We start from the raw sequence: 23,654 nt of genomic DNA, 5'->3' as shown, positions 1-23,654 counted from the left end.
AACTCTCGATTTTACACAGCTTCCACCCTTCGAAAGCAACAAAGCCTCATTTATGCTTCGGTTGCGGCAGTCCGATTCCGCTTGAGGGAGAAAAAGATGCCGAGGACGGTGAGGAGGAAGAAAACGGTGAAGCTCACCTGCACACTCACCAGAAACTCCGGGAAGATAGCAGGGCTTACGGTCGTTGCACCCATGATCACGGCGAAGATCACCATGACCGTTCCCATGCTCACCATCATCCCAAGCGACCGCATGGCAGCCACCATCGCGGATGCACTGCCGTAGGAGCGGGGCTCGACGCTGCTCATGATGGCATTGGTATTCGGGGAGGAGAAGAGGCCGAGGCCGATACCGACGATCAGGAGCAGGGCGGCGATCGCCTCGAGCGGCGTCTCCGCGGTGAGCAGCGAAAAGCCGAAGAGACCGACGGCGGAGACGGCAAGACCGGCAGACGCGACGTAGCCCGGCAGTATCCTGTCCGAGAGGCGGCCGGAGATGGGGGCGACAAAGACCTGTACGATCGGCTGGATCAGGAGGAGCGTGCCTGCTGCCGCCGGCTCAAATCCCCTGATGTACTGGAGGTAGAGCGAAAGGAGGAACGCCACCGCAAAGGTGGCGCTGTAGTTGATCAGCGCGGCTGCGTTGGAGAAGGCGAAGACCCGATTTTCTTCGATGATTGTTACCGGGAGCAGCGGAGACGGCTGCCGTTTTTCAACCAGATAGAAGGCGATACCGAGGACAAGCGAAACGGCGAGGAGGAGCAGTCCCGCGGTCGTGGTCGCCAGAGTGAGCCCGACGAAGAAGCAGAAGAGGAAGACCGATGAGAGGAGCAGCCCGGGAACGTCGAAGCGATCGTGATGCCGCTCGTTTAAGAAGGCAGGAAACTTTCCGGCGTAGAGCAGCACCGGTATCGCCAGCACGGCGGTGACGAGAAAGATGCTCCGCCATCCGAAGAACTGGGTGAGGAGACCGCCGAGGAACGGGCCGAGGGAGAGACCTGCATAGACCGCCGTTACGTTGATCCCGATGGCATATCCCCGTTCACCGGGGGGGTAGAGGTGAGTGATGAGCGCCACGCTGTTTGCGAAGATCATCGCGCCCCCGATCCCCTGCAGGAACCGGAAGACAAGGAGCATCTCTATCGATGCGGTGAGCAGTGTCAGCAGGGAGCCTGCCGTGTAGATGACCGTGCCGAGGAGGAAAACCCATACCCGCCCCCGGGAATCGCCGAGGCGGCCGGCAGGCAGGAGAAAGATGACGGAGGCGAGGAGGTACGAGCTTGATACCCATGCAAGGGTGGCCGCATCGACGGTAAACTCCGATCCGATGGCGGGGAGGGCAAGGTTGATCGCAGACCCGGTAAACGGGTTTAGGAACGTGGCGGCGGTGACGAGGATCAGAATAAGCCTGCGTGAATATGATGGTGCCGTAGACTGATCCGTGCGTCTCCTCCTCCCTGATCGCAGATCCCTGTCCGGGGATTTTTGCCTGGTGTTTCAAGGTATGCCTTCCCTCGGTATAAAAGGAAGGGGCGCAGGAACGCGTGCCGGAGATGCCGCCATACACACTCAAGTAGAAGAGGGTTCGTAATGGGGGGCGATGACTGGCAGCAGGAGTCCCTCTTCCGGGGCACTCAAAGCGATCTCATTCCGGCTCATCCTCCTCCTCGGCGCTGTGAGCCTCTGCGGGAGCCTCGTCTCCAACGGAGCCCGGAGTGTCACCGGCCCCTACCTCGACCTCCTCGGTGCCAGTGCCGCCGTCGTCGGGCTCGTTGCAGGGCTCGGGGAATTTGTCGGCTATGCACTCAGGTTTGCAACAGGCGTGTACGTCGACCAGAGCCGCCACTACTGGACGATGGCGCTTATCGGCTACGGCCTGCTCATTGCAATCCCCCTTCTGGCTCTCGTCGGAAGTTGGGAGGCTGCAGCCCTGCTGATCATTCTCGAACGGGTCGGCAAGGCCATACGGACGCCGGCACGGGACACCATGCTCTCGCACGCCACGACGGCGGTGGGGCGCGGGTGGGGGTTTGGCGTGCACAAAGCCCTCGACCAGATCGGAGCGATCATCGGACCCATAACCCTGGCGGCCGCCGTCTACCTGACCGGAGGTTACGGGCAGGGATTTCTTATTCTCGGCGTTCCGCTGGTCTTCCTGTTCATCACCCTCTTTGCCGCACGGACGGCGGTTCCAAAACCCCGGCGCCTCGAAGCGAGCAGCGCCCCTCCTGCACCCGGGAGCACGGCAGGTGAGATCCCCGACCTTCTCCCGTACGCAACGTTCATCTTCCTCGGCATGGCCGGGTTTGCGAACTTCCCCCTCATATCATACCACCTGAAGGCAGAGGCCATCCTCCCCGACGCCGGGATACCCCTCCTGTATGCACTTGCGATGGTCGTCTCGGTGATCGTCGCACTCGCTACCGGAAAAATATATGACCGCTTCGGGGTCAGGACGCTGATCATCATCCCCGTGATCAGCACGCTCATCTCGATCCTGGCCTTTGCGTCCGGCGCCGGTTCTGTTTTTGCAGGAGCGCTGATCTGGGGATCGGGGATCGGGATCTACGAGACGGTTATCCGGGCGACGATTGCAGACGTCACCGCAATAGACCGGCGAGGTCAGGCATACGGTATCCTGAACGCAGTCTTCGGGACGGCATGGTTCACGGGCAGCGTCGTGATGGGAGTGCTCTACGAGATCTCTGTCATCCACATCGTCGCCTATGTCCTGTTCGTCGAGATCCTGGCCGTTATCGCGTATATCTGGATGTGTAGGATGCAGCAAGGGTTCAATCGTGCCGCCTGAAGAGAGCGGTGCACCCCCAAGGCTATGACCTGCTGCGGGGACAATGAGGCTCTGTGCGAAGATGGCGCCAGACCCCGAACCGTATAGCGGACGGTGCAGATGATCGATCCGCACCATCCCTCCATCTTCACACACCCAGGAGCAGACCGGTATCAGGCTGCCCGTATCGCTCCCGCAATGGCGCCGCCGACGAGGCCGAGGATGCCGAAATACAGGAACGTCGAGATGACAATCACGATAGATGTCCCGAAACCTGCAAGGAATCCGACTCCCCCGAGCAGGGCGGTGCCGAAGATAACCAGGATGACGGCAATGATAATGGCACCGAAGATGCCTGCAACCGCCCCGGCCTTCGCGCCACCCCAGACGCCGCCCCTGGCGATCCAGCCGGCTACAAATCCGCCGATGATCGGGCCGAGCACCGGGAGCAGAGCCCCGAGAATGACCATTACAATCCAGCCTATCACAACTCCAGTCCAAAAGTTACCGTATACCTCTGCCATGGTTTCTCACCGGAGGGGCGGTATAGGGGGTCGGGAAGATAAAAGTTCGCTCTCCCGACAGCAGAGAAATATCACCCCTACATCGGCGAAAATAAGAATGCATCACAGGGAGAGGATTGTTCCCGCAAGACCCGCAAGCGCGTCCCGCGCACGGGGAAGGGACGTGATGATCGTCCGCTTGCCCCCCGACTCGACGAAGCGGATCGCCGCCTCGATCTTCGGCCTCATCGTTCCCGGCGGGAACTCCCCTCCGCGGAGGTACTCCTCTGCCTCGGCGATCGTCAGGGTGTCGAGGTCGACCTGATCAGGCCTGCCAAAGTTACGGGCCACCTTCTCGACGTCGGTCAGGATCAGCAGGTCGTCCGCCCCGATAAGCGCAGCGAAGAGTGCGGCCGTATGGTCCTTGTCGACGACCGCCTCCACCCCCCGAAGACCCGCATCGCCGGCGACCACCGGAACACCTCCCCCGCCGCAGGCTATGACAATTGTTCCGAGACGAACGAGCGTCTTTATGGCATCGGCCTCGACGAGGGCGACCGGTTCGGGCGAGGGCACCACCCGGCGATACCCGCGCCCCGTTTCGTTCGCCATCCGCCACCCCTTCTCTTCGGAGAGCCGCGATGCCTGCATCGCCGTATAGTAAGGCCCTATCGGCTTTGCGGGGTTTCCAAACGCAGGATCGTCCCGCCGGACGAGCGTCTGCGAGAGCACGGTGACGACCGGTATCGAGAGGCCCGCTTCTGAAAGTTCCCGGTCCAGCGACTGCTGGAGCATATAGCCGATCATCCCCTGGCTCTCGGCACCGCAGATATCAAGCGGCATCGGCGGGAGCGTATCCCGTGCAAGTTCGTTCTTCAGCAGGATATCGCCGACCTGGGGACCGTTGCCGTGGGTGATGGCGACGGTATAGCCGTCCTCGATAATCTCCCTGATCTGCCGGCACGTCCGCCGGACGGTGGCGAACTGCTCTTCTGCCGTGCCGGTGTCCTGGTGCCGCAGGATGGCGTTGCCGCCGAGTGCGATGAGGACGCGCCTTTCCGCCATGCATCACCGCCTCTTGAGGGCGGCTGTCATACAATGAGGCCCCCCGTAGCCGCCGGTCAGGTTCTCGATCTTTAAGGGGTAGATCTCGATGTCGTGCTGGTAGAACTCCTTTTTATGGGGGAAGAACTGCCCCTCGCTCCGGATACGCCGGTAATCGGTCATGGCCTGCGAGAGAAGCGACTCGTAGCGGTGGGGATCTGCAGATGCTTTTTCCGCGAGATTTTCAAGGACGGTCTTCATAATACGTTCTCCTTCGACAGTGAGGATGGTTCTGTCACGGATGCAGAGGACGTTCGGTGCATAGGAGAGCTGCTCGAGCGTCGAGAGGTCGATGACGGTAAACCCCTTCTCCCGGATGTAAGCGGCAAGGTTGGTCGCCGGAGACGTGCACTCGTACGTCCCGGAGCCCGTGCGGCGGCAAACCTCGACGTTTGCCTTCTCGAGGAGCGCCTCCGAGCCGATGACCACGCTGCTCGAGACGACGTTGAAGTAGGTGTCAAGGTGCATCGTGATCATGGGATCGGGGCGATCGCTCGGGAGAAGCGGATGAGCAGGCTGATGGACGATGGCAACCTCGTCGAATCCGGGATCGGCGGCGAGAAACTGCGATACCCCGGTGCGGTCAGTTCGGTTGCCGAGCCCGATGAGTGCAAACTCCTTCATCGGTATGAAATCCCCGCCTTCGAAGGTGCCGGGGGATTGTATCTCGGTAAGGATGGGAAGGTCGAGGACTTCCCAGAGGAGTTTCGTGATCCCGGGCTCACGCCGGCGCTGCGGCTTTGCCATCCTTGACGCGATCAGCCCGCGGGGCGTCACCACCTGCTGATCCCGCATGAAGTAGAGATTCGCAAGCGGCTGGCGCCCCGCCTCGTCCAGACGGACACCGCCCGATCCAAGCTCGATGAGTGGATGCATGAGGAGGAGGGTGAAGAAGTGCTGCGAGTCAAGGGCATCGGCATTTCGGTAGAACGTCTCTTTCGCAGCCGCGACATCCTCCCGGCTCCCTGAGAAGGTGACGGTCTCATACGCCCGGTCGACGAGCTTTTTGCGGAACTCCGGACTTCGATCGGCGGCGTCAAGGAGGGCCTCCTTCAGCCGCAGGACGGTGACACCGAGTTCCCGCTGAAGCACGTACTCCATCTGTTCGTGCTCCCGCCGCGCCTCGTACCGGCTGAACGCCCGTTCGTAGAGTGCATCATGCGGCTCCAAGAGTCCGAAGAACATCTCGATACCCGGCCGGTGCACCACGACTGTCCGGAGCCTGTCCCACTCCGCCTTCACGCTGCCGAGCACCTCTTCGCCCCTCCCTTCTCCGACGATTATCCGCCGCTCCGAAATAACTTTCTCCGCCGTACGGGCTCCGGGAGATCAGGTCTCCGGATGCCGGACGATGAAATAAGATCCCAGCATGATGCCGATAGCGGTTGCGGCGGCGAGCACCCAGTTCACCCGCCCGGAGAACCAGAAGCTGATGCCCGAATAGACGGCAAGGGCTACGGCTCCATAGATGAGTGAACGTAACAAGCGGTTCATATGCGGTGCTCCCTGAATACCATGCTATTAGGGCGTCTTTTGCTAGAGATAAAGGTATCGCAGGCGCAACGGCCTCATCCCGGGGGCCTTCCGGCGGAGGTGCCGGATGAACGGACGTATCACCTGCACCGTGCCTGCGGCCTGCACTTCAGCAGATCCGGAAGTGCCCCGCCGGGCCGGGGAATACCAATCCTTAAATACCGGCACCGAGAAAAAACCCCGTATACCATCAGGTGTACTTCCTGATGCAAGAACTGTGCGAGGTGAAATGAGTATGGTGAAGATCAAACGATACAGACCAGCCATCTCGCCGACCGCAACACCGGTGCGGGCGGTACGACGCCTGCACCTCAACCCGACATATACCCCGATCGCCATCGGTCCCCTGCTCAACGGTGTGACGCTCGCGGCCCTCTCCGCCACCATGGCGATGTCGGGTCTGACCGTCGGGACATGCCTGCGCCTGGTCGGCCTGTAGGTGAAACGCCCGAATTCAGACGGAAATGCGAGTCCGGGCACCGCCCGGTCTATGCCGCATTTTTACCGTTTTTTAAAATCATCTCGACACTCCGCTCTCGTACCGTAATAGCCCGGCACCATGCTTTCCGCCCGTTCAGTCTTCTCACCCGATCCCGGAGGGAATAGTTTATGGATACTGACAGGTATGGGGGGGGCAGGCTCCCGGGGTCAGGAGCATCTGCCATGACCACCGCCGCAGTTCCGATCCGGTGAACGGGATGCCCAGAGGAGGGAAGACGAGTATGGCTCAATTCAAACCCTTTGAGATGGACGGAATATCGATGGATGAGCAGTTCATGAGCTGGAACGAGATGGTGAAAGACCCGTACAACAAACGCTCGGTCGACGCCTACACCAGAACGCGGGTCATCCTAATGAACGGGATCGAGAACAACGCCGTGCTCACCTCGCACGCCATGGAGCGGATGATCGGGGAGCCCGAGATCAAACGGAAACTCGCCATGATCCGGCGAGCAGACTCGCAGCAGCAGCAGACGGTGAACTGGCTCAACCCGGCGGACCAGTCCGTGCTCGAGACGACGATCGGCTACGAGCAGACGGCGGTCGACCTCACCGCCAACCTCGCGAAGAACGAACCCGACCCGTACGTCAAATCGGTGCTCGACTTTGCCCTGATCGAGGACTTCGATCACCTCTACCGCTACGGCTGCCTGCTCGAGATCCTCGAGGGGAACGACCCCGATTTCATCACCCAGGGCAAGACCGAGGCGAAACCGGGCAGGCCGACGAGCATCGAGCACCGCCACCCCGACGACTCCATGCGCAAGCACTACGACAAGGACTCTGCCGATATCAAGACGAAGATGAACTACATCACCATCGTCTCGGGCGAGCAGCAGACCGAGCTCTTCTACAAGTCACACGGGTTCATGTACCCCGAAGACCTCGCCCGCAAACTCTATGCGGAGATCGCGGAGATCGAGGAGCAGCACGTAACCCAATACGGCCTGCTCGGCGATCCGCGCGAAACGATGCTCGAGAAGATGGCGCTGATCCAGCTCTCTGAAGCCTACAACTACTTCTCATGCGCTCAAACAGAGACGGACTCAAGGATCAAACGTATCTGGGAGCAGTTCGCGAAGATGGAGATCACGCACTTTTCCATCTGCAATGACCTTTTGCAGAAGTACGAGAAGCGCGATATGCGGGAGGTCATGCAGACCGACGTCATTGAACCGCTGATCGTCTTTGAGTCGAACAAAGACTACGTCAACCGGATCGTCGAGAAGCAGATCGATCTCATGCCGCACAACATGATCTTCGAGCGGCTCAGCGACCTTCCCGACGACTGGGCAACCTTCGGCTACCAGCGGGCGGTCAACACGGGAGACGTGCCGAGCGAGATCGTGGTACACACGGTGCAACAGGTGGGCGGCGAGATGGCAAAGCTCGACCAGGCCGGGAGTATCCGGCGGGTGAAACAGGAGATGGCGCGGCGGGCACAGATTGAACTCGCAGCCGCCCCTTCCCGGTAACGGATCACCTCCTTTTTCCGGAGCCTGCCGTCGCTACGGAACGAATTCTTTTTCTCCGGTGCCTGACCACCCCATTTCAGGAACCGGCCAGCATCCGCCGCATGGGCGGCAGGTGGCGGCTGGAGAGGCAGTGATATGGCAAACCATGCATCGAAAGCGATAGTTCTGGCAGGTATGTGCGGCATCTCTCTGCTGCTCGCCGCTGCCATACTCCTGATATCCGGTTCCGGAGGGGACGACGTGCAGAAGGGGACGAATACAACGGAAATTCGCGAGGGGTACCTCCCGGTTCCCGGCGGGAATGTCTGGTATCGAATTGTCGGCGGCGGTGCGGAGGGGGTTCCGTTGCTGGTGCTCCACGGCGGGCCGGGGGCGTCCTCCGACTACCTCGAACCGCTCGAAGCGCTCGCGGACGAGCGGCCGATCATCTTCTACGACCAGCTCGGGGGCGGCAACTCTGACCGCCCGAACGACCCGTCACTCTGGACGGTGAACCGCTCCGTCGCAGAGATTGTGGCGGTCCGCGAGGCGCTCGACCTCGATGAGGTGCATATCCTCGGGCAGTCCTGGGGGACGGCGCTCGCCGTGGAGTACTACACCCTCGCAAGCGGCCAGAACGGGGTCAAGAGCCTGGTGCTGTCGGCTCCCTGCTTGAATGCAGCCCGCTGGGCGGCGGATCAGCAGGAGCATGTTGCCGATCTGCCGGGGAGCGCCCGGGCGGCCATCAGCGAGAGCGAGACGTCGGGGACGTTTTCGTCTCCCGAGTACCAGGAAGCGATGATGCTCTTTTATAACCGGCATGTCTGCCGGATGGAACCCTGGCCCGACTGCCTGAACCGGACGTTCGAGAAACTCGGCTACCCCGTCTACGAGCAGATGTGGGGACCGAGCGAGTTTACGGTGACCGGGACGCTCCGGGAGTACAACTGCACACCGCAGCTCGGCGGGATCGGCGTCCCGGTGCTCTTCACCTGCGGGGAGTTCGACGAGGCGTCGCCTGAGACGACCGCCTTCTATGCGAGCCTGGTACCGGGTGCCGAGGTCCGGGTCTTTGAGGACGCCTCACATGAACACCACCTCGAGAAGAGCGAGGAGTATCTCAAGACGGTGCGGGAGTTCCTCCGCCGGGCGGAGAGGTAAAAGCCGATACTCCGGTGCGACCTCGTAGCGGGGGTGCACCCCTGCCGGAAAGATATATCTCTCCTCCCGGCATCAGCGCCATCGATGCCGCTACTGCCCGAGCCCCCCGGAACGCCCGAGGCATTCACGGGACGGGCGCTCGTCCCGCTCTACGCCGTCACGTTCATCGGGACGCTGGGATTCGGGATCGTTCTGACGTTCCTGATCTTCCTCGTGGAGGAGTGGGGCGGAAATGCCCTCGTCTACGGGCTGCTCGCCTCGACTTACCCGGCGTTCCAGCTTCTGGGGGCTCCGATCCTCGGCCGATGGTCGGATATGTACGGGAGGCGGAAGATCCTCTTCCTCTCCCAGGTGGGCACCCTCGTCGCCTGGGGAATCTTTCTTGTTGCATTCTTCCTGCCGCTCATTCCGGTTGCAACGATAGATTCGGCTCTGCTCGGCATCTTCGTCCTCACCCTGCCGCTCCTCGTCCTCTTCGTCGCGAGAGCGCTCGACGGAATCACCGGCGGGAACGTCTCGGTCGCGAACGCCTACCTCGCCGATGTCACCGGCGACGCGGAGCGGAACCAGAACTTCGGGCGGATGTCGGTCGCGTCCAACATGGGCTATATCGTCGGGCCTGCGCTCGCCGGGATACTCGGTGCCACAATCTACGGTGAGATCCTCCCGGTGATCGCGGCGTTCCTGATCTCAGTTGTCGGCACGCTGATCATCGCGTTCTGGCTGCCGGAGTCGAACCGGTGCGCTATCGCCGAGAAACCCGATACGGGGAGCGTCCGGAAGGTCTTCGGGCAGGAGCACCGGGACTGCTCCTTCGCCGGAGGCAAGGGGAAACTCTCCTTCCGGGGTGCTTTCCGGATCAGCCATATCCCCTTCCTCCTGGCACTCTACTTCCTCATCTTCCTCGGGTTCAACATCTACTACACCGCATTCCCCGCCTTCGCCGCAGGCAGCCTCGCCTGGACGGCGGCGGAGCTCGGGATCTACTACTCCGCCATCAGCGTGATGATGGTGGTGGTGCAGGGGCCGGTGCTCTCCCGGATCTCGAAACACTACGTGGAGGCCGTTCTCATCATCGCCGGGAGCGTCATCCTCGGCATCGGGTTCACCGTCCTCGTGACCGGAAACATGCTGTTCATCTACGCAAGTGCCGTGCTCTTTGCCGCCGGGAACGGCATCATGTGGCCGTCGTTCCTCTCACTCCTCTCGAAGATCGCCGGGAAGACCTATCAGGGCTCGGTGCAGGGATTCGCGGGGAGCGCCGGGAGCCTCGCGAGCATCGTCGGGCTGATCCTCGGCGGTGTGCTCTACGAAGCGATCGGCCCTGCGGCATTCCTCATCTCGGGCGGGATCATACTCGTAGTCTTTCTCCTCGCGCTGCGGACACTCCGGTTCCAGCCGACCACCCCCCGGCAGCCGCCGGAGGTGACCGCTCCCGGGATGCCGTCAGGCCCCGCCGAGACGGAGGACGGGATGTACCCGGGGTGAACCGGAGGGCAGAAAAACGGGATAAAACAGTCAGGGAGGGGATCTTCCCGGTTTTTGTCGCCCCCGGCACCTGACCACAACGCTTATGATTAGGTAAACCCTACCTAACAGAGTATCGGTTATGACGGCAAGGAAAGAGCACCTGTGCGAAGTTTTTGACCGCCTGATCACCATCAAAAACGAGTGCTCTTGCGAGATCTTCTCCGAATGCGGATTATCTGATCTGACGATGAAGCAGATCGCCTATCTGAAGGTCATCGACGAGCACGGGGATGTAACATTCAGCAGACTTGCCGAGATTACCAGAAATTCAAAACCCACCGTGACAGAGATGATCAATCGATTCGTCCGGATGGAGTGTGCGTACCGGGAAAAATCCCCTGCCGACCGGAGAATCGTGTATATCCGCCTGACCGAGAAGGGGCGGATGATTGCGCAGGCCGAGCAGAACGCTCTGAACAGGATGGTCGAGAGGATGCTCTTATCACTTGACGAAGATGAGACGGAACTGTTGATCGGGATTCTGAAGAAGGTCGGATAATTTTTTTGCCCGTCCACAAAGTTAGGTAAATTCGAACTAAACGATTGAGGAAATTATGCATTCACCACAGACAAGAGCCGGGAGAGAGACGATCGTCGTACCGCTCCTCGAGACCGTGGTCTATCCGGAGAGCCGGGCAAAGTTCCAGGTAGACAGCGTCACCGGAGAGCGGCTCTTCGCCGAAGTGAGAAACACCGGATCCGCAGAGGCGGTCGGGCTGACCGTGCAGAGCGGCACCGATCCTGCGGAAGTATCGCCCGGGACGCTGTACCGAACCGGAAACCTGCTCAGGATCGCACGCGTGCAGCCTGCGGATGACGGTTACCTGGTATTTGCAGAGGCAGTAGGGCGGGTAACGGCTGTAACGCTCTCGGAAGAAGACGGGATCTTCTCTGCCGTCTACGAACCCGTTCCGGATCTCCCCGATCTCGACGAGGCCACCCGTGCGACCATTCTGGCTGGGGTCAGAGAGGTTATTCACGAGATAAGCGGCCACTTCCAGGGTTCCGAGCAGTTCACCCGGCCCGTCGACACGATGGATTCCATCGACCGGATCATGGGATTCGTCATGCCGTTCATGCCGGTAGACCTCGCAGAGAAGCAGGGACTCCTTGAGATCGCGTCCGTCCGGGAGCGGTACCACGCATTCCTCGATCTCCTGACGACGCTGAAGGAGAGCATCGCCGTCCGGGTCGACGTGGCAAAGAAGGTTTCGGATAAAGTCACCAAAGCGAACCGGGAAGCGATGCTCCGGGAGCAGCTGAAGGTGATCCAGGAAGAGCTCAACGGAGGCGACGAAGCATCCGGCGAGGAGGGGTACCGGGAGCGGATCGAGCGCTCGACGATGCCCGATGAGGTGCGCAAAAAGGCTCTCGCAGAACTGAAGAAACTCGAGACCGGCGGCAGCCAGCACCACGAGAGCCAGGGGATCCGGAACTACCTCGACCTCCTGCTCGACCTTCCCTGGACAGTTGAGGAGAAGAAGAACATCGATATCGAAGAGGCACGCCACGTCCTCGAGAGCAATCATAACGGCCTCGAGAAGGTCAAGGAGCGGATCATCCAGCACCTGGCGGTTATGAAGCTGAAGCAGGAGAAGCAGGGCTCGATCCTCCTCTTCGCAGGCCCTCCCGGCACCGGCAAGACGAGCCTCGGCAAAAGCATCGCCGACGCCCTCGGCCGGGAGTATGTCAGGATCAGCCTCGGCGGCATCAAGGACGAGGCGGAGATCAGAGGTCACCGACGAACCTACGTCGGAGCGCTGCCCGGCCGAATCATCCAGGGCATGAAGCGGGCAGGGACGAAGAACCCGGTCTTCATCCTCGACGAGATCGACAAACTCGCCGTCTCCTACTCGGGAGACCCGGCGAGCGCCCTCCTCGAGGTCCTCGACCCCGAACAGAACGGCACCTTCTCGGATCACTACCTCGAGGTTCCCTACGACCTCTCCGACGTGCTCTTCATCGCGACGGCAAACTCCCTCGCGACGATCCCGGCGCCGCTCCTCGACCGTATGGAGCTGATCGAGATCTCGGGCTACACGAAGAACGAGAAGTTCGCGATCGCAAAGGATCACCTGCTGCCAAAGACCCTCGATGATCACGGCCTCGATGCAGGGATGCTCGCGGTCGATGACGAGGCCCTGATGACGATCATCGAGCGGTACACCCGCGAGGCGGGCGTCCGGGCGCTCACGAAGCAGCTCGCGACGGCCGCACGCTACGTCTCCGCAAAGATCGTCTCGGGGAAGGTCGATCTCCCGTTCGTCGTGGCGACGGAGATGCTGCCCGAGATCCTCGGCCGGGAGACGAACCGGCAGGACGTGGCCCGGCGGGAGAACGCGCCCGGCGTCGTAACGGGGCTTGCCTGGACGCCGGTCGGAGGCGACATCCTCTTCATCGAGGGGACGTTCATGCCCGGGCGCGGGAAGCTCACGCTGACCGGCCAGCTCGGGGACGTGATGAAGGAGTCGGCGCAGATATCGCTGAGCCTGATTCGGTCGCGCCTCGCAAACACCGCCGTGACCGGGTTTGACTTCACCACGAGCGACATCCACATCCACGTGCCGGCGGGAGCGACACCGAAGGACGGGCCGTCTGCGGGCGTGGCCCTCTTCACGGCGCTCGCGTCCCTCATCACGGCGAGAGCGGTCGACCCGAAGCTCGCCATGACCGGCGAGGTGACGCTCTCCGGCGCGGTGCTGCCGGTCGGAGGGATCAAGGAGAAGGTCCTCGCGGCACACCGGGCCGGGATCACGAAGGTGATCCTGCCGCGGGAGAACGAACGCGATCTAATGGACGTGCCCGAGGACGTCCGGTGTGACCTCACCTTCGTGCCGGTCGAAACGATCGAGGAGGTCTTGAAAGAGGCGCTCGGGCTCGATCTGCCCGGAACCGTCGTGACCTACACGAAGCACCGGTGCGTGCCTGCGCACGACCTGTAAGGGGATAACAGTGTATGGCGGGGGAGAGAACTCTCCCGCTGCCGGGGTAGGTATTGATCATCTCCAGATGCTTCACTACGAACTTTCCAATGGTGGCGGCGGCGCCATCCCCGGTGTAATCACCAGAACCACCCCGAGATCGGCGATCCCGACCAGCGAATACCGGCCGCACATACCTCTTCACGGAGAGGGGTTCTGCGCCGTTCCTCTTTTCACCTTCCTCATCTTCCCCGGTGTCCGGGAAAGAGTATATGAACCCGCACCGGGTATCCCGGTGCGACCGCCATGCCACCGCAACCCGACGAACCCGGAAACGTGCCCGCAAAGACGCTCTACCCGCTCTTTGCGGTGAGCTTCATCGGCAGCCTCGGGTTTTCGATCGTCCTCCCGTTCCTCGTCTTCCTCGTCACGGACTTCGGCGGCAACGCCCTCGTCTACGGCCTGCTCGGCTCGACCTACCCGGCCTTCCAGCTCATCGGCGCCCCGCTCCTCGGCCGGGCGTCGGACGTCTACGGCCGCAAGAAAATCCTCCTCCTCTCCCAGGCAGGGACGCTCGCCTCGTGGTGCATCTTCCTCGCCGCACTCTTCCTCCCGATCGTCCCCCTCGCCGCCGTCGACTCCGGGCTCCTCGGCGCGTTCACCCTCACGCTGCCCCTACTCGTTCTCTTCGTCGCCCGGGCGCTCGACGGGATCACCGGCGGGAACGTCTCCGTCGCGAACGCCTACCTCGCCGATGTCACCGTTGACGCGGAGCGGAACCGGAACTACGGCCGGATGTCGGTCGCGTCCAACGTCGGATTCATTCTCGGCCCGGCACTCGCGGCACTGCTCGGTGCTACCCGTTACGGCCAGGTGCCGCCCGTCCTTGTAGCGCTCGTCATCGCCCTCATCGGCGTCGTCATCATTATCGTCTGGCTCCCGGAGCGGCGCCCCTGCCCGATCACCGAAAAGCCGGAGAAAACCGCCATCAGAACCGCCTTCGGGCAGGAGCAGAAGGAATGCTACCGGCTGGAGGGGGAGCGCGACCTCTCCATCCGCGGCGTCTTCCGGCTCAGCCATGTCCCCTACATCCTGCTCCTCTACTTCCTCATCTTCCTCGGGTTCAACATCTACTACACCGCCTTCCCGGCCTACGCCGCAGGCCCGCTCGCGTGGACATCCACCACGCTCGGGCTTTACCTCGCGGCGGTCAGCGCCATGATGGCCTTCGTCCAGGGGCCGGTGCTCTCGCATCTCTCCGACCGGATCTCAGAGGGGTACCTGATCGTAGCAGGGAGCGCGATCCTCGGAGTGAACTTCATCCTCCTCGCCACAGGCAATCTCGCCCTCATCTACCTCGCCGCCGTCTTCATCGCCGTCGGCAACGGCCTGATGTGGCCGTCGACCCTCTCGGCGCTTTCGAAACTCGCCGGAAAGCGCTACCAGGGTGCGGTGCAGGGGGTTGCAGGGAGCGCCGGGAGCCTTGCGAGCATCGTCGGGCTCATCGCCGGCGGGATCCTCTACGAACAGTTCGGCGCCGGAGCGTTCCTGATCACCGCCGGCGTCATCTACCTCGTCTTCTTCCTCGCCCTCCGGGTGCTCACCTTCCGGCGGGTGCAGGAGGAGGGGACTGCGGCGGGCACCTGACGGAAAATGAGATATGCCGCGAGCAAGAGTAGTGGACAGGAGGGAGAATCCGGGTCACATGGCCGGAAACATTATCGAAGTGGAGAACCTCGAACACTCGTTCGACGGCTTCCGGGCGGTGAAGGGGATCAGCTTCTCAGTCAGGGAAGGTGAGGTCTTCTCGTTCCTCGGCCCGAACGGTGCAGGGAAGAGCACCACCATCAACGTGCTGATCACCCTCCTCCCCCTGCAGCACGGGACGGTCAGGATCGCCGGCCATGACGTGGCAAAGGAGCCTGCACGAGTCAGGGAATCGATCGGCGTCGTCTTCCAGAACGAGGTGCTCGACCGCGATCTCACCGTCTGGGAGACGATGGAGTTCCACGGGCGGCTCTACGGCATCCCGCGGGACGAGCGGCGGGCGAAGATCGAGGAGATGCTCGGGATCGTGGAACTTTCCGCAAAAAGGAACGAGCGGACAAAGAACCTCTCCGGCGGCATGAAACGGAGGCTCGAGATCGCCCGCGGCCTGATGACGCAGCCCGAGGTGCTCTTCCTCGACGAACCGACGATCGGCCTTGACCCTCAGACGCGCCTTCGGATGTGGGACTACATCGAGCAGGTCAACAGAGGAGGGACAACGATATTTCTCACCACCCACTACATGGATGAGGCGGACACCCTCTCCGACCGGATCAGTATCATAGACCACGGGGAGATCGTCACCACCGGCACCCCGGACGACCTCAAGAACGCCCTCGGAGAGGACGTCATCTACCTCGAGACGGGCGACAACCGGGCGGCGGAAAAGGCACTCGGCGATCTTCCGAGCATCCGGAATATCATGGCATCGCCCCGCGGCCTCGTCGTCACCATCACCGAGGACGCCAGCCGTTGCCTGCCGGAGGTCATGGACAGGGTGCAACGGGAGGGGATCGCCATCCGGAGCGTCAACCTCAAAAAACCGTCCATGGACGACGTCTTCGTCCACTATACGGGCAGGGAGCTCCGGGATACCGGTGAAGCGGGGAGGGGCGGCGGATGAGGATGGCGTTTCTGACCGTCTACTGGCGGGACATGATCCGGTTCACCCGGTTCCGGGCGCTCCTCTTCTCCTCGCTCCTTCAGCCGGCGCTCTGGCTGGCCTTCTTCGGCGTCGCGATGTCGAGCAACTTCGACCAGCTGACCAGCACCGTCCCGGTTCCGGAGGGGGTCTTCTCGGTCGAATATCTCACCTTCATGGCGGCCGGGGTGATCGCGATGACCACCCTCTTTACGAGCCTCTTCGGCGGGATCAGCATCCTCTTCGACAAAAACTGGGGGCTTATGCGGGAGATGATGGCAAGCCCCATCCCGCGGACGGCTATCATGGTCGGGATCAGCCTCTCGGGGATGACCAAGTCCTTCATCCAGGTGACGATCATCATGGTCTTCGGGCTCTTCATCGGCGTCACCTTCTTTGAAGGCTACTCGGCGCTGCAGGTCGCCTTCGCCATCCTCGGCATCCTCCTCTTCGTCGGCATCTTCTCTCTCGGGTTCCTCTTCCTCTCCTCCACTATCTCCATGCGGATGGAGAGCCCCGAAGGGCTGCAAGGCGTCATCACGCTCCTGACGCTGCCGCTCTTCTTCGTCTCTAACGCCCTCTACCCGATATCGGCCTTCCCACCGTTTCTGCAGGCGCTCTCGGTCTTGAACCCGCTCACCTACCTCGTCACCGGCATCCGCTACTTCGCCATCGGCAGCGACTTCTTCGCGATCGGCACCCGCTACTCCTACACGACGGCAGATATCCTGATCTCGTTCGCCGCTCTCGCACTCTTCACCACGGCGATGTACGTCATCGCCTGGCAGACCTTCCGAAAGGCAGTGGTGACGTGACGATGCGGGAGGTGATGCTCCTCATGCTGCTGGTCGCCCTTACCTCTGCCGGGACCGCGAACGGCGATCTCGTCGCCTCCGGGGTGAACCTAACGGCCGTACGGGCATCCAACGGGCGGATAGAGGTTCCCGACACGACCGGCGATCTGACGGCGGTCACCACGAACGGGAGGCTCGATGCGCAGAACATAAGTGGCTACGTCACGCTCGCACGAGCAACGGAGAGATCGTTGTCACGGGTGTGCTCGGCAGCGGCGGCCCCGCGATCACCGTCCTCACCTCGAACGAGGACATTCTCCTCTCGGTTCTCCGCTGACCGGGAACCGTCGCCCATTTTTAGTTACCTTTATAGAGCGCTCTGCACCCAGTGATGCAGGAGTATTCCATCCATGACAGCCGACGTCTACTTTGCCAGTCTCCGCGCACGGAGCGGCAGCGAGAGCAGAATCACGAAGATACGGCGCCTCTTCGATGCCGCCGGGTTCACGGGTGTCGTGCGGCCGGGCGACCTGACCGCCGTCAAACTCCACGTCGGCGAGCGGGGCAGCGACACCTTCATCAAACCCGTCTTCGTCAGGCAGATCGTCGACCGGGTGAAAGAGCAGGGAGCAAAGCCCTTCCTCACCGACACCGGTACGCTATATGCGGGCAGCAGGGCAAACGCCGTCGAGCATATCATCACCGCCGTCGAGCACGGGTTCGACTACGCCGTCGTCGGCGCGCCGATGATCATCGCCGACGGCCTGCGGGGCGGTCACTTCGGCGAGGTTCCGATCGGGAAGAAGCACTTCACCTCCGTCAAGATCGCCGGCACTATCGCCGATGCCGACAGCATGATCGTCCTCTCGCACGTCAAGGGGCACGATCTCGCGGGGTTCGGCGGTGCTATCAAGAACCTCGCCATGGGCTGCGCTCCTGCCGTCGGCAAGGCCGAGCAGCACGCGGGACGCCCGCTCCTCGATGAAGCAGGCTGCACGGGCTGCGGGAAGTGCACTGAAGTCTGCCCTGCGGCGGCGATGACGATGACCGACGGTAGAGCACAGTTCAACCCCGAACACTGTCTCGGCTGCGGCGACTGCATGCGCTCGTGCCCTGCGGGAGCGATCGAGTTCGACTGGACGACGGAGATACGGCCTTTCCTCGAGCGAATGGTCGAATATGCCCTCGGTGCCGTGGCAGGGAAAGAGCAGCGGGTCGGCTACGTTAACTTCCTCGTGGACATAACCCCCGACTGTGACTGCGTCCCCTGGAGCGACGCGGCAATCGTACCCGATATCGGCATCCTCGCATCCACCGATCCGGTGGCGATCGATCACGCGAGCTATGACCTCGTCAACGGCGAGACCGGATGTGTGAACTCATTTCTGAAACATCACCATGCCCCGGGCGAGGATAAATTCCGCGGGACGTGGGGTTACACGGACGGCGAATACCAGATCGCCTACGGATCGGGGATCGGCCTTGGGGAGAGCGATTATCGCCTTATCAAAATCTAGCGGGCGGAGGCGTTGCCGGCCGAACGGGCGGGGTGGAAGGGTCTTTCTCCCTAACCGGGGTCTGATGGGCGCCGAGAGCCGCATCAGAGCCACAATACCGGTGGACTTATTGATTGCCACCGCACAGGTAGAATTATGTGGCGCCCCCCCACCCCTGCCGCCGGGTACCTCCCGGATCGATGGCTCACCGCGATTCTGATCACATCGGCCGTATCACTTACCATAACCGCATACGGCCTGTCGCACGGCATCAACGGCATCTTCCCGAACCTCTTCTATATCCCGATCCTCCTTGCCATATTCCGGTACCGGCAGCGGGGGCTGCACCTTGCCGTAGGACTCGCCGCGGCCTACATCGGCCTTGTCTATCTCATCACCTACCCTGATACGGTTGCACTGGCGGAGGGAACGGTTCAGTTCGTCGCCATGGTGGGCATCTCGGGCATCGTCGCATACCTCCTGGGGCGCATGCAGGAGCAGGAGAAGAAGTACCACGGGATCTTCGGCAACTCACAGGCGGGTATCTTCCTCGTCGACCGGGAGAGTCTCCGGATCACTGAGGTGAACCGGCGATGCGCCGAGATGCTCGGCTACGGCGTCGAAGACCTGATGGGAGCGAACCTCCGCAAGATCTGGCAGAAGAACGGGGAGCTCCGGGAGTTCATGTACCAGATCGAGAAAGAGAACGCGATTGTGAACTACGAAGGGACGTTCGTCACCAGCGGCGGAGCATGCAGGTACGTCGTGATCTCTGCCGGCGTCCTCTCCCCGGCCGCCGCCATCTGCACCGTCGTCGATATGACCGAACGGAGGGAGGCCGAACTGCTGCTCCGGGGCGCAAGCGAGCTCTCCGGGATCCTCGTCCGGGAACGGGACGAGCGGAGCCTCCTTCACAAGGCCTGCTACCGGCTCGGGCACATACGGGAGGGGCTGATCGTCTCTGTCTGGCTCGGGAAAGAAGAGAGAATATCGCTTTTTTCAATCTCGGACGACCAGTACGCCGGAATCGCGCACCACCGTCCACTGCGCCGCCTCATCGAATCCGCCTACCGGACGGGCACCCTCGCATCGCGGAACCCGGCAGAGGATGAACCCCTCTGCGAACGGTTTGCCACCATCGGGGAGGTTCTGGCACTCCCCATGAACGCCGGGAACGAACCGGTCGGCGTCATCGCCATCGCCCGCACTAACAACGGTTGCTTCAGCGCAGAGGAGGTAAGTCTTCTTGCAACGCTCGCAAACGACCTCGGTTCCGCCCTGAAGCTCTCAGAACTCGAGGAGGAGAGGCGGGAGGCATATGTCCAGATCGATAAGAACATCGAACAGTTCGCCATCCTCGGCGACCATATCCGTAACCCCCTCCAGGTGATCGTGGGGCTCGCGTGCATGGACGAGAACCCCGCTTCGACGAAGATCATCGAGCAGGCATACACCATACAGGCCATCATCAGCAGGCTGGACTCAGGGTGGATCGAGTCGGCCTCGATCCGCGAGTTCATGCGCCGGCATTACTGACCCGCCTACAGCCAGACCCAGGCGAGGAGGAAGATCACGACGAGCGTGATCCCGTCCCGGAGGACTGTCGAGTAGATCATGATCTCGGTGCCTAGCCGGGGGCCGAAGATGGCAATGTAGAACGACCCGAACCAGCGCAGAGCGAGAACGAAACTCGAGAGGAGGTTTCCGACGAGCAGGGTGATGATCACCTCCCGGCCGGTGATCTCGCCTGCCACAAGCAGAGCCGATGCGACGCTTGCAGCGGCGACGAAGGAACCGAACTTCGCAGCGATGATCGAAAGCCCCCCGACCGGCACGGGAAAGTAGGTGCTGATATCGCTCAGGTACGACGATATCGCATCGAACACGCCGAGCTCGATGAGAAACGCAACAATGATGAGCGTCGGGATCATGATGGGGAGGATACGTCGGAGTGTCCTTTTCGCCGACTGCCATGCAGCGTCGAGCACCTCCCATCCTGAACCTCTCCCGCCGACCGCCAAAGGCAGAGCCGTATCCTGTCCTTCCGGAGCCGGGAGGAGGAAATGCCCCGCAACCATGACGATACCGGTCTTCGCAAGGCCTATCGCCATCAGGATGATGAAGTAAGCGAGCCCGACGGTGCCGAGCAGGGGCACGTAGACCGGGAGCAGGTAACGCCAGTGCATGACGACACCCGGGAACGAGTTCATGAGTGCGGCGATAAGGAGCTCGCGCCGACCGATCCGACCGTTGTGGAGATGGTCCATGAGCATCGCGTCCGCGGCATGCGACGAAAGAAATGCCATCATGAAGCTCGTGCCGCAGACGCCCGGAAGATGCGCAAACGACGTGACCGGGCGGGCAGCCCGGGCGATCGTATCGGTAATCCGGAGAGCGATCAGCACCTCAGCGGCAAAGACCCCGAGCACGACAACCGGGACGGTTCGGACGAGGAGGTCGAATGCAAGAGAGGCGGTCGCGCCGAAGAGATCGCTCACGCCCTCACCGTGCCCAGCCCAAGGGAGACGGCACCATACTGCCACATCGTCCCGGATCTCACATAACCTTCCCCCGCCAGGTTCTGCACGGAGAGGTGTCGGCCCGGGTATGTAAAAAGTACACGGAACGTAACACGCTGAAGAGGAGAGCGGCCATGGATCACGATATTTTAAATATCCGGATACCCTATGGTAAGCGGGATATTCACCGATGGCTCATTCCGGCGTGAACCCCTATTGCACCGACGTGCAGAACGCATTCGCCTTTTTCTTTAGCTTTAGATAGGGAACCAGCACGACGCTGTGTTCCCGTGGATTGATCCGGTAATCCGTTACCGGGAGGACTATTATGCTCGGAATTACTGATCCCGCTATCTGGTCTGCATATGTGCTTGCTATCGGCCTTACGCTTGCGTGTATCGTGTACGGCATTCTGAACTGGAATACAGGGCTTGATGATAGTAATGGCAGTTGATACGCTTACGTTCGCTCTGGTGACCGGCGCCTATCTCCTGCTGGTCATCGGCCTCGGGTACCTCGGATATAGAAGGACCAAAGGCCACGACGACTACATGGTCGCCGGAAGGAAGATCCATCCGGTCGTCCTCGCACTCTCCTACGGCGCCACCTTCATTTCCACCTCGGCGATCATCGGCTTCGGGGGCGTCGCGGCACAGCTCGGCATGGGACTGATGTGGCTGACCGTCCTCTGTATCGGCGTCGGAGTCCTCATCGCTTTCGTGGTCTTCGGGAAGAGAACGCGGCGGATCGGGCAGCGCCTGAATGCGGTCACCTTCCCGGATCTGATGGGGAAGTGCTACGGCTCGCCCTTCATGCAGACCTTCACCGGCCTTCTGATCGTCGTCGGCATGCCGCTCTACACGGCCGCCATCCTGATCGGGGGAGCGCAGTTCATCACCAGCACCCTGCTGATCCCCTACGACACCGCCCTCATCGCCTTCGCCGCAGTCGTCGCCCTCTACGTCGTGGTCGGCGGCCTGATCGCGGTCATGTACACCGACGCCCTCCAGGGCGCGATCATGCTCATCGGGATGACGGCGCTGCTCGTACTCACCTACCTGCTCCTCGGCGGCGTTACGAACGCTCACGCGGCTCTCGACGCACTCTCGGGAGAGGTTCCCGCCTCCCTTGCAGCCGCCGGGATGACCGGGTGGACATCCATGCCGGAGTTCGGGTCATCCCTCTGGTACACCCTGGTGACGACGCTCATCCTCGGCGTCGGGATTGGTGTCCTCGCCCAGCCGCAGCTCGCCGTGCGATTCATGACCGTCAGAGACAGCAGATCCATCAACCGGGCGGTGCTCGTCGGCGGGCCGTTCATCCTGATGATGACCGGTGTCGCCTTCACCGTCGGGCCGCTGACGAACGTCTACTTCTCAGAGACACAGGGCGAGATCGCCATGCAGGCGGCGACCGCCGGAAATATCGATACGATCATCCCGCTCTACATCAACGCGGCGATGCCCGACCTCTTCATCGTCGTCTTCATGCTGGCACTCCTCGCCGCCGCCATGTCCACGCTCAGTTCGCTCTTCCATACCATGGGAACGAGCCTCGGATACGACATCTGGCAGCATACCCGGAGCGAAAAGCCGTCGATGCGAACAATCCAGCTCGCTACCCTTGCGATGATCGTCGTCTCGGTCTTGCTCGCCTACGTCATGCCCGGCAGCATCATCGCCCGCGCGACGGCGATGTTCATGGGTCTCGGCGCCGCCGCGTTCCTCCCGGCGTACGCCCTTGCCCTTTTCTCCGACCGGCCGTCGCTGCGGGGCGCAAAGTACAGCGTGGTGACGGGTGCGGTCGTCTGGTTCTTCTGGACCGCCTTTGTCCACATCAAAGAGTCGGCGGTGCTCGGCCTTGCGGAGTTCCTCTTCGGCGTGGAGAGCCTCCTTCCGATGCCATGGCCGGTCATCGACCCGCTGGTCGTTGCACTGCCGCTCTCAACCGCGGCGCTGACGGCAGGCTGGCTGATCGACCGGAGCCTCGCAGGAGCCCCGGGCCATGCCGAAACCTCATAACACCTTTTTTTGTGCCCGGATCAGAGCGACGAGAACGAACGGTCCATCCGCGACTGGATGACGGCTTTTGACTGCACCCCGACGATCCGGTCGACGACCTGACCGTTTGCAAAGAAGAGAAGCGTCGGTATCGCCGATATCCCGAAACTGCTTCCCGCCCACCGGTTCTCATCGACGTTGCACTTGCCGAAGGTCACTCTGCCGGCATACTCCCTCGCAAGGTCTTCGATCGTCGGCGATACCATCCGGCACGGGCCGCACCACTCTGCCCAGAAGTCAACGACGACGTAAGCGTGCTGCCGGATCGTCTCTGCAAAGTTCACATCAGTGAGGTCGATAACGGCTCCTTCCCGCTTCCGAAGCGCAGTCTCCTGCATCTGGCGGAGCCGCTGCTCCCGCAGACGCGCAAGATCATCGTCCCCGGTCTTCTTCTCCTCCATACGTGGGGGTAAGGAGGAGGATCTATTTATGAGTGTTGAGAAATGCGAGGCATACGAAACAGGAATGCAGTAACCTATATAACATGACACGGCCAATAAGGTATAGCTCTGATGCCATAAGGAGCGAGGTGGGGTAGTCAGGAAATCCCGACGGGCTCATAACCCGTAGACCGATGGTTCAAATCCATCCCTCGCTATCGG

At 61.7% G+C, this 23,654-nt stretch carries 23 protein-coding genes and 1 tRNA gene; 17 read left to right on the top strand and 7 right to left on the bottom strand.

Annotated elements, in window-relative coordinates:
- Positions 1–50: 50 nt before the first annotated feature.
- A complete protein-coding gene (locus tag ABH15_RS01955; RefSeq protein WP_241648012.1) occupies positions 51–1,328 on the bottom strand; it encodes an MFS transporter in 1,278 nt (425 codons plus the stop codon).
- Between ABH15_RS01955 and ABH15_RS13935 the strand changes: the two genes are divergently transcribed.
- Positions 1,255–1,437 carry a hypothetical protein gene (locus ABH15_RS13935; protein ID WP_241647974.1) on the top strand — a complete coding sequence of 61 codons (183 nt, stop codon included), beginning with the start codon at positions 1,255–1,257 and terminating at the stop codon, positions 1,435–1,437. The two genes, ABH15_RS01955 and ABH15_RS13935, sit on opposite strands and share 74 nt — an antisense overlap.
- Before the next feature lie 162 nt (positions 1,438–1,599).
- Positions 1,600–2,808, top strand: a complete 1,209-nt coding sequence (locus ABH15_RS01950; RefSeq protein WP_128692680.1) for an MFS transporter — start codon at positions 1,600–1,602, stop codon at positions 2,806–2,808.
- Positions 2,809–2,960: 152 nt separating this feature from the next.
- On the opposite strand, the gene ABH15_RS01945 is transcribed toward ABH15_RS01950, so the two are convergent.
- The 4 genes from ABH15_RS01945 to ABH15_RS13565 all read right to left on the bottom strand — a co-directional run bounded on the left by ABH15_RS01945 (position 2,961) and on the right by ABH15_RS13565 (position 5,888).
- Positions 2,961–3,275 carry a DUF5518 domain-containing protein gene (locus ABH15_RS01945; RefSeq protein WP_241647973.1) on the bottom strand — a complete coding sequence of 105 codons (315 nt, stop codon included), beginning with the start codon at positions 3,273–3,275 and terminating at the stop codon, positions 2,961–2,963.
- Positions 3,276–3,413: 138 nt separating this feature from the next.
- Complete coding sequence (gene arcC, locus ABH15_RS01940; RefSeq protein ID WP_128692678.1) at positions 3,414–4,355, bottom strand: carbamate kinase; 942 nt, start codon at positions 4,353–4,355, stop codon at positions 3,414–3,416.
- 3 nt (positions 4,356–4,358) lie between these two features.
- Positions 4,359–5,636 carry an arginine deiminase family protein gene (locus ABH15_RS01935; protein ID WP_241647972.1) on the bottom strand — a complete coding sequence of 426 codons (1,278 nt, stop codon included), beginning with the start codon at positions 5,634–5,636 and terminating at the stop codon, positions 4,359–4,361.
- A gap of 87 nt (positions 5,637–5,723) precedes the next feature.
- Positions 5,724–5,888, bottom strand: coding sequence for a hypothetical protein (locus tag ABH15_RS13565; protein WP_164913606.1), 165 nt, complete (start codon positions 5,886–5,888; stop codon positions 5,724–5,726).
- A 274-nt stretch (positions 5,889–6,162) separates the two neighbouring features.
- Between ABH15_RS13565 and ABH15_RS01930 the strand changes: the two genes are divergently transcribed.
- From ABH15_RS01930 to ABH15_RS01875, 12 genes are all read left to right on the top strand, one after another.
- Positions 6,163–6,366 carry a hypothetical protein gene (locus ABH15_RS01930; protein WP_128692676.1) on the top strand — a complete coding sequence of 68 codons (204 nt, stop codon included), beginning with the start codon at positions 6,163–6,165 and terminating at the stop codon, positions 6,364–6,366.
- Positions 6,367–6,649: 283 nt separating this feature from the next.
- Positions 6,650–7,903: a hypothetical protein gene (locus ABH15_RS01925; RefSeq protein ID WP_128692675.1), complete on the top strand. Its 1,254-nt coding sequence runs from the start codon at positions 6,650–6,652 to the stop codon at positions 7,901–7,903.
- 135 nt (positions 7,904–8,038) lie between these two features.
- The gene (locus tag ABH15_RS01920) at positions 8,039–9,043 is read left to right on the top strand and encodes a proline iminopeptidase-family hydrolase (protein ID WP_241647971.1); all 1,005 of its coding nucleotides are present in this window, start codon (positions 8,039–8,041) and stop codon (positions 9,041–9,043) included.
- Between the two features lie 84 nt (positions 9,044–9,127).
- Complete coding sequence (locus tag ABH15_RS01915) at positions 9,128–10,531, top strand: MFS transporter (RefSeq protein WP_128692674.1); 1,404 nt, start codon at positions 9,128–9,130, stop codon at positions 10,529–10,531.
- A 121-nt stretch (positions 10,532–10,652) separates the two neighbouring features.
- Entirely contained in the window at positions 10,653–11,072 is a 420-nt protein-coding gene (locus ABH15_RS01910) for a MarR family winged helix-turn-helix transcriptional regulator (RefSeq protein WP_128692673.1), read from the top strand.
- A 55-nt stretch (positions 11,073–11,127) separates the two neighbouring features.
- The gene (gene lon, locus ABH15_RS01905; protein ID WP_128692672.1) at positions 11,128–13,515 is read left to right on the top strand and encodes an endopeptidase La; all 2,388 of its coding nucleotides are present in this window, start codon (positions 11,128–11,130) and stop codon (positions 13,513–13,515) included.
- Between the two features lie 285 nt (positions 13,516–13,800).
- Positions 13,801–15,141: an MFS transporter gene (locus ABH15_RS01900; protein ID WP_128692671.1), complete on the top strand. Its 1,341-nt coding sequence runs from the start codon at positions 13,801–13,803 to the stop codon at positions 15,139–15,141.
- A gap of 58 nt (positions 15,142–15,199) precedes the next feature.
- The gene (locus tag ABH15_RS01895; RefSeq protein WP_128692670.1) at positions 15,200–16,165 is read left to right on the top strand and encodes an ATP-binding cassette domain-containing protein; all 966 of its coding nucleotides are present in this window, start codon (positions 15,200–15,202) and stop codon (positions 16,163–16,165) included.
- Positions 16,162–16,998, top strand: a complete 837-nt coding sequence (locus ABH15_RS01890; protein WP_128692669.1) for an ABC transporter permease — start codon at positions 16,162–16,164, stop codon at positions 16,996–16,998. The genes ABH15_RS01895 and ABH15_RS01890 overlap by 4 nt, the downstream gene beginning before the upstream one ends.
- On the top strand, positions 16,995–17,369 hold the full coding sequence (locus tag ABH15_RS01885; RefSeq protein ID WP_128692668.1) for a hypothetical protein: 375 nt from the start codon (positions 16,995–16,997) through the stop codon (positions 17,367–17,369). The genes ABH15_RS01890 and ABH15_RS01885 overlap by 4 nt, the downstream gene beginning before the upstream one ends.
- An 18-nt stretch (positions 17,370–17,387) precedes the next feature.
- Entirely contained in the window at positions 17,388–18,494 is a 1,107-nt protein-coding gene (locus ABH15_RS01880) for a DUF362 domain-containing protein (protein WP_128692667.1), read from the top strand.
- A gap of 135 nt (positions 18,495–18,629) precedes the next feature.
- Positions 18,630–20,009, top strand: coding sequence for a PAS domain S-box protein (locus tag ABH15_RS01875; protein WP_128692666.1), 1,380 nt, complete (start codon positions 18,630–18,632; stop codon positions 20,007–20,009).
- 5 nt (positions 20,010–20,014) lie between these two features.
- On the opposite strand, the gene ABH15_RS01870 is transcribed toward ABH15_RS01875, so the two are convergent.
- Positions 20,015–20,971, bottom strand: coding sequence for a nucleoside recognition protein (locus tag ABH15_RS01870; protein ID WP_128692665.1), 957 nt, complete (start codon positions 20,969–20,971; stop codon positions 20,015–20,017).
- A 349-nt stretch (positions 20,972–21,320) separates the two neighbouring features.
- Between ABH15_RS01870 and ABH15_RS14045 the strand changes: the two genes are divergently transcribed.
- Entirely contained in the window at positions 21,321–21,446 is a 126-nt protein-coding gene (locus tag ABH15_RS14045; RefSeq protein ID WP_277749815.1) for a symporter small accessory protein, read from the top strand.
- The gene (locus tag ABH15_RS01865; RefSeq protein ID WP_128692664.1) at positions 21,436–23,013 is read left to right on the top strand and encodes a sodium:solute symporter family protein; all 1,578 of its coding nucleotides are present in this window, start codon (positions 21,436–21,438) and stop codon (positions 23,011–23,013) included. The genes ABH15_RS14045 and ABH15_RS01865 overlap by 11 nt, the downstream gene beginning before the upstream one ends.
- Positions 23,014–23,033: 20 nt before the next feature.
- Here ABH15_RS01865 and trxA read toward each other — a convergent pair whose 3' ends face one another.
- Positions 23,034–23,453 (bottom strand): thioredoxin, encoded by a 420-nt coding sequence (gene trxA, locus ABH15_RS01860; RefSeq protein WP_128692663.1) that lies wholly within the window; start codon positions 23,451–23,453, stop codon positions 23,034–23,036.
- 122 nt (positions 23,454–23,575) lie between these two features.
- Between trxA and ABH15_RS01855 the strand changes: the two genes are divergently transcribed.
- Positions 23,576–23,650: transfer RNA gene (locus tag ABH15_RS01855), tRNA-Met, on the top strand.
- Positions 23,651–23,654 lie beyond the last annotated feature (4 nt).

It is taken from the genome of Methanoculleus taiwanensis (genome assembly GCF_004102725.1).
Classification (GTDB): Archaea; Halobacteriota; Methanomicrobia; order Methanomicrobiales; family Methanoculleaceae; genus Methanoculleus_A; species Methanoculleus_A taiwanensis.
This window is presented reverse-complemented; position numbering and strand designations above follow the sequence as displayed.